We start from the raw sequence: 13,038 nt of genomic DNA, 5'->3' as shown, positions 1-13,038 counted from the left end.
TTGGCGATGTGTTTGCCGGCGATATCCGGGCGACTGCCGTGGACGGCTTCGAACATGGCATAGTCGTCGCCGACATTCATGGAAGGCAGCAGGCCCAGGCCGCCGATGAGGCCGCTGGTCAGGTCGGACAGGATGTCGCCGTAGAGGTTGGGCGTGACGATGATGTCGAACTGTTCCGGCCGCATGACCATCTGCATGCACGTGTTGTCGACGATTTTGTCGTCGCTTTCGATCTGCGGGTAGTCCTTGGCGATGGTGTGGAAGATGTCGAGGAACAAGCCGTCGCTCATCTTGAGGATGTTGGCTTTATGGACGCAGGTGACTTTTTTGCGGCCATGGGCTACGGCGTAGTCGAAAGCGGCCCGGATGATGCGTTCGCTGGCCTTGCGGGTGATGAGCTTGATGGCGTGGACCGTATCTTCATTCATCTTGTATTCGACGCCGATGTACAAATCTTCTGTGTTTTCCCGGAAAGTAACGATATCGACGTTGGGGAAAGGCGTCTTGACGGCCGTATTCGATTTGGCCGGACGGATATTGGCATAGAGGTCATATTTGTTGCGCAACGTGACGTTGAGGGACCGGAAGCCCTTGCCGATAGGCGTAGTGATCGGCGATTTCAGCAGGAGATGGGTCTTTTCAAAAGAAGCGAATGCGTCGTCCGGGATGAGGGCGCCGTGGCGTTCATATTCGGCAGCGCCGACGTTGAAAATTTCATAGGAAAGGGGCGCTTTGGCAGCGTCGAGAATCTGCAGGACAGCGTCGGTGATTTCCGGGCCGATGCCATCGCCTTTGAATACAGTGATTGTCTTCATGATCTATCTGTCCTTTCTGGGAATATAGTCCATCAAATCGCCGACATACTTGGCTGCCGGACGGACGATGCGGTTATCGTACAGTTTGTGTTCGATGTTGTGGGCCAGCCAGCCGACCATACGGCTGATGACGAAGAGCGGTGTGTAGAGGTCGCGCGGGATGCCCAGCATGTTGTAGGCGAAGCCGCTGTAATAATCGACGTTGCTGCACATGTTGACACCCTTTTCTTCTTTCAAGGTCTTCATGGCCAGCTTTTCAAAGCGGTTGTAGAAGCGGAAGACGTCGGTCATGCCCTTTTCCTTGGCCAGGATGCCGCAGTAGTGGCGCATGATTTCAGCGCGCGGATCCGACAGGGTGTAGACGGCGTGGCCGAAACCATAGACCAGGCCGTCGTGACAGCCTTTGAATTTCTTGTTGAGAATCTGGTGGATGACGTCGACGATCTGTTCATCCGTAGCCTTGATGCCGATGGCGTCGATGACCTGTTCCATCATCAGGGATACGCGGATATTGGCACCGCCGTGGCGCGGGCCCTTGAGGGCGCCGACGGAGCTGGCCATGCTGGAATAGATGTCCGTATCCGTCGACGAGACGACGATATTGGTGAACGTCGAGTTCGTGCCGCCGCCGTGGTCGGCATGGAGGAATAAGAGCAGGTCCAGGAGCTGGGCTTCCTTGGGCGTGAATTTGCTGTCCGGCCGCAGCATGGACAGGATATTCTCTGCCGTCGAATAGTCCTTGCGGGGATAGTGGATGACCAGGCTCTTGCGGTTATAATAATGGACCTTGGACATATAGGCATAGACGGCGATGGACGGCAGCTTGCTCATGATATTCAGGCCCTTGCGCAGGGTCTGGTAGACGTCGGTATTGTCCGGATCGGGGTCGTAATTATAGAGCGTCAGCAGGGCGTGCTGCAATTTGTTCATCAGGTTCTTGCCGGGCAGACGCAGGAGGTTCATTTCCAGAAAATCATCGGGCAGATCGTAGCCGTTTTGTAAGACCTTGCAGAAGGCATTCAGTTCATCTTCTGTCGGCAAGTAGCCGAAGAGGAGGAGAAAGCTGGCTTCTTCATATAAGTAACCTTGATAATTTTCGACTTTGGCCAGCTCGCGAATGTCGATGCCGCGATAGTACAAGACGCCGTCGCAATCGACTTTTTGGCCTTTTTCGTCACGCTGGTAGCCGACGACATCGGCAATGCGGGTCAGGCCGACGAGGACGCCAGTGTGGTCTTCATTGCGCAGGCCGCGCTTTACGCCGTACTTGGAGAACCATTCGCGGGGAATCTGTGTGTAGTTTTGTGACTTGCCGTAAAACTGGGCTAAGTAAATATTTTTGTCCAATGTGATTCCTCTCTTTCCTGCAAGTATGAATATGGGAGAATAACTTATAAAGTATCGGTTATATGCGAATATTCATAAATTTTATTTTAGGAATAATTTCTAGTATATTCCTGCAAAGTATAAGTTATTATAGCATAATTATGGAGAAAGTAAAATAAAAATCGCGTAAAGTGTAAAACGTTTTAAGGGTAGCCACGGCCGTTTTAATTATGATATAATATTTATTGAAATGCTTAAAATTTTATATTGTGAAAATGGATTGCAATATTTTCACAATGAGAAAAGCCATCGCCCAGGCTGGCGGTGACAAAGGAGGGCTTGGAATGATTCAGTTATATGATGGAGGCGCATATCTCGTCAACGGGACGGACATCGTGCCGGAACAGGATGCGGCCAAACTCAGACAGCTCACAGGCAGGACCGTTTCTAAGGAAGAAGGGCGGAAAGGGACCATCGCCTATTCTATCTTAAAAAATCATAATACGTCGGGTTCCATGGAACACTTGAAAATCAAGTTCGACGCCATGGCTTCCCATGACATTACTTTTGTCGGCATCATCCAGACGGCTAAGGCATCGGGAATGGAAAAATTCCCCCTTCCCTACGTGCTGACAAACTGTCATAATTCGCTCTGCGCCGTCGGCGGCACCATCAATGAAGACGACCACGTCTTCGGCTTGTCGGCAGCCAAGAAATACGGCGGCATCTTCGTACCGCCCCACGTCGCCGTCATCCATCAGTACATGCGTGAAAAGATGGCCGGCTGCGGCCGCATGATCATCGGCTCTGACAGTCATACCCGCTATGGTGCCTTAGGGACTATGGCCGTCGGTGAAGGCGGCGGCGAACTGGTCAAACAGCTCTTGTGCGATACTTATGATATCGCCTATCCCGGCGTCGTCGGCGTCTACCTGACGGGCAAGCCGAGTCCGGCCGTCGGCCCGCATGACATTGCCAGCGCCATCGTCGGTGCCGTCTTCAAGAACGGCTACGTCAAGAACAAGGTCATGGAATTTGTCGGCCCCGGCGTCGCTTCCATGACGACGGACTACCGCAACAGCGTCGACGTCATGACGACGGAAACGACGTGCCTGTCGTCGGTATGGCGGACCGATGACGACACCAAGGCCTATTTGACCCAGCACGGCCGCGGCGATGCTTATAAAGAATTGAATCCCGCCGATGTGGCCTATTACGACGGCATGATCTACATCGACCTGAGCACCATCAAGCCGATGATCGCCATGCCCATGCATCCCAGCAACGCCTTTACCATTGATGAACTCAATGCCAACCTGGAAGATATCCTCCATGAAACGGAAGAAGACATCAACGGCCGCATGAGCAACAAGGATTTGAAATACAGCCTGACCGATAAAATCAAAAACGGCAAGCTCCAGGTCCAGCAGGGCGTCATCGCCGGCTGTGCTGGCGGCAACTACGGCAACGTCATGGCCGCTGCCCATATACTCAAGCAGGCTTCCTGCGGCAACGGCAACTTCACCCTCGACGTCTATCCGTCGTCGCAGCCGGTCTATCTCGACCTGGTCCGCAAGGGCGCCGTGGCATCGCTCCTGGAAGCGGGCGCCATCTTCAAGACGGCCTTCTGCGGTCCCTGCTTCGGTGCCGGTGACACGCCGGCCAACAACGCCTTCAGCATCCGCCATACGACGCGTAACTTCCCGAACCGCGAAGGCTCGAAACCGGGCAATGGCCAGTTCGCTTCGGTAGCCCTCATGGATGCCCGTTCCATCGCTGCGACAGCAGCTAACGGCGGCGTCCTGACGTCGGCCGAAGGCTATATGGACGACTATGTCGAAACGCCCTATGATTACGACGACCAGCCCTACGCTACCCGCGTCTATCAGGGCTTCGGCCAGGCCGACGAAGGCGCTTCCCTGGTCTATGGTCCGAACATCAAGGATTGGCCGGATATGGAACCTTTGGCCGATTCGGTTTTGCTCAAGGTCTGCTCGAAGATCATGGACCCGGTCACGACGACAGACGAACTCATCCCGTCTGGCGAAACGTCGTCGTACCGCTCCAATCCCCTGGGCCTGGCTGAATTCACCTTGTCCCGCCGCGATCCGGAATACGTAGGCCGGGCCAAAGCCGTAGACAAAGTCGAACGGGCCCGCCTGGCCGGCGACTGCCCGGCTGGCGTCGACCCGGTCCTGAAAGACGTCTTCGCCGTCCTGCGCGCTCACTTTGGCGACGTTTCCATGAAAGACGTGGAAATCGGCAGCATGATCTACTGCATCAAGCCCGGCGACGGCTCGGCCCGCGAACAGGCTGCCAGCTGCCAGCGCGTCCTCGGCGGCCTGGCCAATATCTGCCAGGAATACGCGACCAAGCGCTATCGTTCCAATGTTATCAACTGGGGTATGCTGCCTTTCCAGATGGAAGGCCAACCGGACTTTGAAATCGGCGATTACATCTATGTACCGGACGTCAAAAAAGCCCTCGACGGCGACATGAGAGCCATCAAGGCCTATGTCGTCGGCAAGGACCTGCGTGAATTGTCGCTGTACATCGCGCCCATGACGGACGATGAAAAGAAAATCGTCAAAGCCGGCTGCCTCATCAATTACAACCGGAACCGCTGATTATTCGTCGAAAGTATCGGGGAAGGCGCGGATGCCTTCTTTCGGTGACGTGTGATAGTGGTTTTTCCAGGCCCTGTAGAATGTCGAATACGTCGTGAATCCGCAGTCATAGCAGATTTCCGTCAAAGCCCGCCCCTCCTGCATGAGGTGGCGGGCTTTTTGCAGCCGTTTCGTCGTAATGTAGCGGGCGGCGGTCATGCCCGTTTCGGCTTTGAAGAGATGCATCAAGTAGTCCGGGCTCATGAAAAAGGCGGCGGCCAGGCTGGGAATGGACAGGTCGCCGCTCAGGTTGGCTTCGATGTAAGCCAGGATGCGGCGTATCTTCTCGTTCTGATGGCCCTTCTGGACGATGCGGAGCTTGTCTTTCTGCAGGGCCCGGGTCAGGTGGATCATGAACTCCGTAAACAGCGTTTCCTGTAAGAGCGGGCTTTCCGGTCCCATGTCCGACCAGGCCCGGCGCAGGCGGCACGATACATTGTACAAGTTGTCCGCTTCCTGGGGCTGGCGCAGGACGGGAGCCTTGGGCGCCGTGAATATCTGGCCGGCCGGGCAGCCGCGGCGTTCATAGCCCTGCAGATAAGCCGGGGAAATATAAGCGATGATGCGTTCGTAGACATCATCGCCATAGATGATAGGGCGGTGGATGCGGCCGGCCGGGATGACGACGATGTCGAAAGGCTGCAAGTCATAGGCCGTCCCTTCGACGTCATACGATACGTGGCCCCGGAAAAAGAGGGTGATCTTGTCGAAGTCGTGGTAATGATAGGGGCAGGTCCACTGCCGCTTATCCGATAGATGGAAGAGTTTTAATTTTTCCGCTAAATAACCCGTCTTTTGCGCCATACCTGTGTCACCTCACACCTTATCTTATAGCAGGATTTGCAATATAAAGAGCATTATCTACATATATTTGCCACTTTCCGCTATTGTATAATAACAACTGTAAGGATTCAAGTAAGCAATGATAGTAGTATAGATATTTTTTCACGGAGGGTTTAACTATGAAATTCGTAAAAATGCACGGCTTAGGCAATGACTTCGTCTTTTTGGAAGATAAAAACGGCGCGGACAAGGATTTTTCCCAGCTGGCCGTCAAGATGTGCGCTCCCCATACGGGCATCGGCGCCGATGGCATCATCGTCATCGTACCGAGCGATAAGGCCGACGTCCGCATGCGCATCATCAATGCCGATGGCAGTGAAGCGGAAATGTGCGGCAACGGCATCCGCTGCTTTGCCAAATACGTTTACGACAACGGCATCATCGACAAGAAAGAATTCGCCGTTGAAACCCTGGCAGGCATCATGAAGCCGAAAGTCACTGTCGGCGACGACGGCAAGGTCAGCCTGGTCACCATCAACATGGGTAAGCCCTTCACGGACCGCGCCCAGATCCCCATGGAAGGCCCGTCCGGCCCGGTCATCGATGAACACATCGAAATCGACGGCAAGACCTATAACATCACCAGCCTGCTCATGGGCGTCCCCCATACCATGACCTATGTCAAAGACGTCGACGCCGTCGACCTCCACGAATTAGGCCCGAAATTTGAAACCTATAAGGCTTTCCCGCGCAAGACCAACATGAACTTCGTCCAGGTCATCGACGACCACACCATCAAAGTCCACACGTGGGAACGCGGTGCCGGCGCTACCCTGGCCTGCGGTACCGGCTCCTGCGCCTGCGCCGTCGGCTCCTTCCTGAACGGCTTCACTGGCCGCAGCGTCGACGTCCAGCTCTACCTGGGCACGCTGCACATCGAATACAACGAACAAGACGGCAACGTCTACATGACCGGCCCGGCAGCCGTCACCTTCACCGGCGAATGGCTGGAAGCGTAGGGGCGCCCACGTGGGGCGCCCGCCCGGAATGATGGCGATAATGTCATACATGCATTCGCAGGTCGCCGCCCGTAGGGGCTCGCACGTGGAGAATCATCCCAATTCCATGACGGGTCGCCCACGTGGCGACCCCTACACTGTAAAATACGAATCACTAACCACTAAAAAGGGCTTGTCGCTGTGCGACAAGCTCTTTTTCACAGACAGGAGTATCATATGGAAATGTTTTCTATTCGCAAAGGGGCCTTTGTCGACAGGCCGAACCGCTTCATCGCCCATGTTTCTCTCGATGGCGATGTCGTGACTTGTCATATGCCCAATCCCGGGCGCATGTGGGAACTGCTCTTTCCCGGTGTGACGGTCTATGTCCGGCCGGCAGACAATCCCAAGCGCCGGACGGCTTACGATGTCGTCGGTATCGAGCGCGATGGCGTGCCTATCCTGCTCGATACACAGTACAATAATGATACGGCAGCCTGGCTGGTCCAGGAACACCTCATCCCGGGCTGGGAAGACTGGGACCTCATCCGCCGGGAAATCACCGTCGGCGACAGCCGTTTCGACCTGCTCCTGGGCCGGGGCGAAGAGCGCTTTTTCGTCGAAGTCAAATCGTGTACCCTCTTTAGCCGCGACGGCGCCATGTTTCCCGATGCCGTCACCGAACGGGGCCGCAAACATATCTTGGAATTAGCTGCCATGAGCCGCCAGGGCATCCACACGGGCGTCTTGTTCCTGGTCCACTGGAATCGGGCCCGCTGGTTCCTGCCGGACTACCATACGGATCCGGCCTTTGCCCAGGCCTTTTATGAAGCGGCGCCGCACTTGGACTGGAAGGCCCTGGCCCTGCACTGGGATGGCTCGTTTTCAAGGCCCGGCGTAGCCGGCGTCCTGACCTATCCCCAGGCCATCCTGGAACGGGAAAACCATGACAGCGGTGATTATTTATTCATCCTTCACCTGGCAGATGCGAAGGATATCGCCATCGGTTCGAAAGGGGAGTTCCCTTTTCCTGCCGGCTATTACGTCTATACCGGGTCGGCCCGGAAGAACCTGGCTGCCCGTCTGGCCCGTCACAGCCGCAAGCGCAAGAAGATGCACTGGCACATCGACTACCTGCGCCAGGAAGCCGACGTCGTCGCCGCCCTGCCCGTCCGGACGGCGGATGACCTGGAGCACGACCTGGCCCGGGCCGTCGATGCCGTGGCAGACTGGCATATCGAGGGCTTTGGCTGTACCGATTGCGACTGCCCGTCCCATCTCTTCGGGTTTGCCGAAAATCCCATCCATTACCGGCCTTTCATCCAGGTCGTCGAAGACTTCCGCATGAACCGCCTGGCCTCGTTGATGACCGATACAGGCGCTTTCGTGAAAAAAGACTAGTCAGGCCCGTTTTTTATGCTATAATGGGGTAAATCGAGATTTGCTAGGGGGAGATAAAGACATGGAACGCTCACAAGCATTGGCTTTATTGCAGAAATATAATCAGGAGCCTTTTCACATCATGCATGCCCTGACCGTCGAAGGCGTCATGCGCTGGTATGCCCAGGAACTGGGCTATGGCGATGACGTCGATTTCTGGGGACTCGTCGGCCTGCTCCACGATGTGGATTTTGAAAAATATCCGGATCAGCACTGTAAAAAGGCACCGGAATTACTGGCTGAAATCGACGCCGACGATGCCTTTATCCATGCCGTCGTCTGCCATGGCTATGGCATCTGTGTCGATGTCGCACCGGAGCACTTGATGGAAAAAGTCCTCTATGCTGCCGACGAATTGACCGGGCTCATCTGGGCGGCTGCCAAAATGCGTCCGTCTAAGAGCACGAAAGACATGGAAGTGAAGAGTCTCAAGAAGAAATTCAAAGACAAGCGCTTCGCTGCCGGCTGTTCACGGGACGTCATCAAGCAGGGGGCAGAAACCCTGGGATGGGACCTGAACGACCTCTTTGAAAAGACGATTTTAGCCATGCGCTCCTGTGAAGACGGCGTCCGCAAGGAATGTCTGGAACTGACAGGCGTAGAAGAATAATTAGGAGGAAAACCACTATGAAATTACGTAAAATGATGATGACCACCGTAGCCGCAGCTATGCTGACCTTCAGCGCTGCCGGCGCTTCTTTCGCATCGGGCCTGGGCACGATCAATGCCGGTGCCCTCTTGCAGCAGCATCCGCAGTACGCGAAGACCATGGCTACTTGGCAGTCCGATGTCAAATCGGCTCAGCAGGATTTCCAGAAAGAATTGAAAAAGACCAGCGATAAAAACGCGCAGCAGGCACTGGTACAGAAATACAATACGAAACTGAACCAGCAGCGCATTGCCCTGTTCTCGCCCTTGGAAAAGGATATCCTCGCTAAGACCCAGGCCGTCCAGAAAGAAAAAGGCCTGGACTACGTCGTCCTCTCGGGCTCCGTCGTCATCGGCCAGTCCCAGGATATCACCAAAGACGTCGCTGCTAAACTGAAATAATCCCAGTTTTTAAATTTTTAACCATCCGCTAGCCACTAACAACTAGCCACTAACCACTCAAAAGGGACTTGTCGCATGTGCGGCAAGTCCTTTTGCATTCATGGAATTTCCAAAACGGGCAAAAAGCGCAAAGGTTGTCTTAGGGCGTTGTCTTTTATTCTCATTGGTTCTCACGTATGATGAAGATACGAAATGAGTCATTCGGAAACCAAAAGAAAAGGAGAACACGTATATGGATATTGTTGCAATCGTCCTAAGTTTATTTTTGCTCGTAACATTTGCTTATCGCGGATTCTCGGTCATTCTCTTCGCACCGATTTTCGCCCTCTTTGCCGCCAGCTTTTCGGGGCTGCCGATTTTACCGGGGTATACGGAACTGTTCATGGCTAAGGCCGTTACCTACATTAAGTCCTTCTTCCCGGTCTTCCTCCTCGGTGCCGTCTTCGGCAAGGTCATGGAAGAAACGGGCATGGCCCGCAGTATTGCCATGGAAACCATCAAGCTCATCGGGAAGGATAAGGCTGTCTTCGCCGTCGTCTTCGCCTGCATGATCCTCTGTTATGGTGGTATTTCCATGTTCGTCTGTGCTTTCGCCGTCTATCCCTTCGCTGCTGCACTGTTCCGCGAAGCCGATATTCCTAAACGCCTGATTCCGGCCTGCTTCGTCGCCGGTGTCTTCACGGCTACCATGGACTGCTATCCTGGTTCGCCGCAGATCCAGAACATCATCCCGACGATTTATCTGGGAACTACGACTTTTGCCGCTCCTATCTTAGGCTTGATTTGCGGTACCTTGCTGATTATCCTCTGCTTCATTTATCTTGAATTCCGCCGCAAACAGATGGCCCGTTCCGGCGAAGGCTATGGCAACCATACCCTCAATGAAACGGTCATCGATCCGGAAGCTTCTCTTCCGCCCTGGCAGTTGTCCATCATCCCGCTCATCGTCGTCCTGGTCTTGAACTTCTACTTCTCCATGATTTTCCAGTGGGATGATGCCTTACTGGAACCGTTCCGCGCCATGAATGTGCCTCTCCTGGCCAAAGGCGTCCACAACGTCGTCGCTATCTGGGCCCTGGTCCTCGGCCTCTTGGCGGCTATCATCATCGCCGCTGCAACGGGCCGCAAGTTCATGTCCAAGAACACCAGCGTCAAAGCCGCTCTCAATGCCGGCGCTTTAGGTTCTCTGCTGGCTATCATGAACACGGCATCGGAAGTTGGCTACGGCAACGTCATTTCGTCCTTGCCGGGCTTCCTGGAAGTCGCTGATGCCCTCCTCGGTATCGGTCAGGGCATGCCGCTGTTCAACGTCGCCTTGATGGTCAACATCCTGGCTGGTATCACCGGTTCCGCTTCCGGTGGTCTGAGTATCGCCCTCGATATCTTTGGCCAGCACTTCCTGGCTGAAACGGCTGCCGTCGGCATCCCGGCTGAAGTCGTCCACCGTATCGCGGCCATGGCTTCCGGCGGTATGGACAGCCTGCCCCATAACGGAGCTGTCATCACGACCCTGGCTATCTGCGGCCTGACTCATCGCGAAGCCTATAAGGATATGTTCGCCATTACCCTCTTGAAAGTAGTCGTCGCCTTCTTCGGCGTATTCTTCTACATGTTAACTGGTATTGTATAATTTGGTGGGACTAGCGCATGAAGGTATATGTCATCATGCGCGGTCCCTTTTGCTTTATAGTTTTTAGTATAGAGTTTGTAGATAGGGACTTTAAATTTAAAAACCTTCACTAAAAACTACAAACTACAAACTTAAAACTCAAAAGGGGCTGTCGCACGTGCGACAGCCCCTTTTTCATTTCCCTTCTTTCAAATCATCGGCACAGACTTTGCCGATACGGGTGAGCAGGTTCAACACTTCTTCCCGTTCTTGGGGTGTGAATTCTTTGAAGACCATGTCATTCAGTTCTTCGATGCGTTTCTGGACCGGTTCTTTGATGGCCATGCCGGCAGCCGTCGGTTTGACGCGGATGCTGCGGCGGTTGTTGGGGTCGAGGATGCGGTCGATGAGGCCGCGTTTCTGCATGCGGTCGAGGACGCCGGAAATGGTGGAGTTTTCGACGCGCAGGATGTTGGCGATTTCCTTCGGCGTCAGTGTTTCATGTTTCCAGAGACAGGCTAAGACGCCGTACTGGCCGGGCGTGATGCCGAATTCCGACAAGTTCTCGGAGAAAATCAAAAAGACTTCGTGTTGTGAAATGGTTAGCAAAAAATTGATGCATCTCGTGTAATCCACAGGATATCTGCCTTCCTTCTAAAAATATTTCGTATTACCAATTACTATATATTTTATCATATTTTCGTATATATATCTATTGTCTTTTTAGAAAATGCAAGAAAAAGCGGCAGTGTGTGGTAATTCCCTGGCAAGTGCCGTATAATGGATACGAAAACAGAAAAGGAAGGAACACCATGAAACGAAAGCAGATTTTTGGCTTTGATTATACCAACAACGAGTACATGAAGATCTTCATGTATCTCCTCGTCGGCGGCTCAGCGGCTTTATTGGAATGGACGCTCTTTTATATTTTCTTCAGGCTGTTGTCAGCCAGTGCTGTCTTTTCCATGCAGACCCAGACTGTTCTGGCGGCGACGACCCTGGCCTTTGCCACGTCGACGCTGTATCACTACATCCTCTGCAACCGCTTCGTCTTCGACAGCGGCAGCCGCTATCATCGCGGGACGGAAGTGTCCCTGGTCTTCCTGGTCAGTGCCATTGGCCTGGGCTGGAATCTCCTGCTCATGTGGCTGTTCACATCGCCGGCTATTTTAGGCCTGAATCCGATGGTGTCGAAAATCATGGCTAGTGCCATCGTCACCGTTTGGAATTATGTATCGCGTAAAAAATGGATATTTAAATAAGGGGGTGTCTCTATGGCACGAGCAGCGCGGATTATGGAAATTTTACAGGATATGATTCATATTGACAGTGAAACGAACACGCTCAAGGAAAGGCAGATGGAAGGCTATCTGCAGCAGTTCTTCTCTCACCTCGACGGCGTCGTCAGCGGCCTCATCCATGTGCCCGACGATAACTGCCAGCGGTCTGTCGTCTACGGCCTCGTCCGCGGCAGTACGGCCCATACGGTCATTTTCATGAATCATCACGATGTCGTCGATGTCGAGTCCTATGGCTATCTGCGGGACCAGGCTTTTGACCCGCAAGGGCTCTACAAGGCGCTGGAACGGGCGCCGCTCAGTGAGGAAGTGCGCCGTGACTGGGAAAGCGGCGAATGGCTCTTTGGCCGCGGTGCCTGTGACATGAAGGGCGGTGCGGCCGCGCAACTAGCCGTCTTTGAGGACTATGCCTTCCAGCCGGGACAGGCCAGCTTGATTTACTTATCCCTGCCCGATGAAGAAACGTATTCGGCCGGCATGCGGACGGCCATTACCTTGCTCAATGAACTGCGTTCTTCTTATGATTTGACCTATGACATCCTCATCGACAGCGAACCGAACCATAAGGAGCAGGGCAAGCTCGTCGCCTATACCGGTTCGGTCGGCAAGATACAGCCTGTCGTCCTGGTCCAGGGCAAGCCTGTCCACATCGGCTGCTATGATAAGGGCATCAATCCCGTGGGCATCCTGGCCCACCTCATCGCGGCGACGGAAGGCAGTCCGGACCTGACTGACTGCTGTGATGGCGAACAGACGCCGCCGCCTGCCTGGGTCTATCTGCGGGACCGCAAGGAACGCTATGACGTGACCCTGCCTCAGCGGGTGGCAGCGGCCCTGAATCTGCTGACTTACGACAAGACGCCCGATGACGTCATGTACGTCCTGCTGGAAGAAACGCGGCGGGCTGTCCACGACCTGCAGCAGACCATGGGCAGTGATTTGCCTGTTTCCGTCTGCAGTGCCGATGAGCTCTTGCAGCAGGCTTCGGCTTATCCCGGTTTCGTCTTCTATGAAGCGGCCAAACAGGCTTCTTTCGTCGCCTTGCAGGAAGGC

General features: G+C 54.2%; 12 protein-coding genes. 8 read left to right on the top strand and 4 right to left on the bottom strand.

Annotated elements, in window-relative coordinates; genetic code table 11:
* Both NM10_RS01325 and NM10_RS01320 read right to left on the bottom strand, forming a co-directional pair.
* The coding region (locus NM10_RS01325; protein WP_020309832.1) for an isocitrate/isopropylmalate family dehydrogenase at positions 1-815 on the bottom strand (815 nt) is incomplete at its 3' end.
* Between the two features lie 3 nt (positions 816-818).
* Positions 819-2,162 carry a citrate synthase gene (locus NM10_RS01320; protein WP_020309831.1) on the bottom strand — a complete coding sequence of 448 codons (1,344 nt, stop codon included), beginning with the start codon at positions 2,160-2,162 and terminating at the stop codon, positions 819-821.
* A 323-nt stretch (positions 2,163-2,485) separates the two neighbouring features.
* Between NM10_RS01320 and NM10_RS01315 the strand changes: the two genes are divergently transcribed.
* Positions 2,486-4,768 carry a hydratase gene (locus NM10_RS01315; RefSeq protein WP_020309830.1) on the top strand — a complete coding sequence of 761 codons (2,283 nt, stop codon included), beginning with the start codon at positions 2,486-2,488 and terminating at the stop codon, positions 4,766-4,768.
* On the opposite strand, the gene NM10_RS01310 is transcribed toward NM10_RS01315, so the two are convergent.
* On the bottom strand, positions 4,769-5,611 hold the full coding sequence (locus NM10_RS01310; protein ID WP_020309829.1) for an AraC family transcriptional regulator: 843 nt from the start codon (positions 5,609-5,611) through the stop codon (positions 4,769-4,771).
* 158 nt (positions 5,612-5,769) lie between these two features.
* On the opposite strand from NM10_RS01310, the gene dapF reads away from it, so the two are divergent.
* The 5 genes from dapF (at position 5,770) to NM10_RS01285 (ending at position 10,708) form a co-directional block, all read left to right on the top strand.
* Positions 5,770-6,609 carry a diaminopimelate epimerase gene (gene dapF, locus NM10_RS01305; RefSeq protein ID WP_020309828.1) on the top strand — a complete coding sequence of 280 codons (840 nt, stop codon included), beginning with the start codon at positions 5,770-5,772 and terminating at the stop codon, positions 6,607-6,609.
* A gap of 216 nt (positions 6,610-6,825) precedes the next feature.
* Positions 6,826-7,989 carry a DNA/RNA nuclease SfsA gene (gene sfsA, locus NM10_RS01300; protein WP_020309827.1) on the top strand — a complete coding sequence of 388 codons (1,164 nt, stop codon included), beginning with the start codon at positions 6,826-6,828 and terminating at the stop codon, positions 7,987-7,989.
* A gap of 61 nt (positions 7,990-8,050) precedes the next feature.
* A complete protein-coding gene (locus NM10_RS01295) occupies positions 8,051-8,638 on the top strand; it encodes a domain HDIG (RefSeq protein WP_020309826.1) in 588 nt (195 codons plus the stop codon).
* 17 nt (positions 8,639-8,655) lie between these two features.
* Positions 8,656-9,078 (top strand): OmpH family outer membrane protein, encoded by a 423-nt coding sequence (locus NM10_RS01290; RefSeq protein ID WP_020309825.1) that lies wholly within the window; start codon positions 8,656-8,658, stop codon positions 9,076-9,078.
* A gap of 232 nt (positions 9,079-9,310) precedes the next feature.
* Entirely contained in the window at positions 9,311-10,708 is a 1,398-nt protein-coding gene (locus tag NM10_RS01285) for a GntP family permease (protein WP_020309824.1), read from the top strand.
* A 174-nt stretch (positions 10,709-10,882) separates the two neighbouring features.
* Here the strand turns inward: NM10_RS01285 and NM10_RS01280 are convergent, their stop codons facing one another.
* Positions 10,883-11,323, bottom strand: coding sequence for a MarR family winged helix-turn-helix transcriptional regulator (locus NM10_RS01280; RefSeq protein ID WP_036200818.1), 441 nt, complete (start codon positions 11,321-11,323; stop codon positions 10,883-10,885).
* A gap of 176 nt (positions 11,324-11,499) precedes the next feature.
* Here NM10_RS01280 and NM10_RS01275 point away from each other — a divergent pair, with 176 nt between their 5' ends.
* Positions 11,500-11,949: a GtrA family protein gene (locus NM10_RS01275; RefSeq protein WP_020309822.1), complete on the top strand. Its 450-nt coding sequence runs from the start codon at positions 11,500-11,502 to the stop codon at positions 11,947-11,949.
* Between the two features lie 12 nt (positions 11,950-11,961).
* The coding region (locus tag NM10_RS01270) for a M20/M25/M40 family metallo-hydrolase (RefSeq protein ID WP_051132229.1) at positions 11,962-13,038 on the top strand (1,077 nt) is incomplete at its 3' end.

The organism is Megasphaera sp. NM10 (genome assembly GCF_000417505.1).
In the GTDB taxonomy this organism is placed as follows: Bacteria; Bacillota; Negativicutes; order Veillonellales; family Megasphaeraceae; genus Megasphaera; species Megasphaera intestinihominis.
Note: the sequence above shows the minus strand (reverse complement) of the source record. Positions and strands in the feature narration are given on the sequence as shown.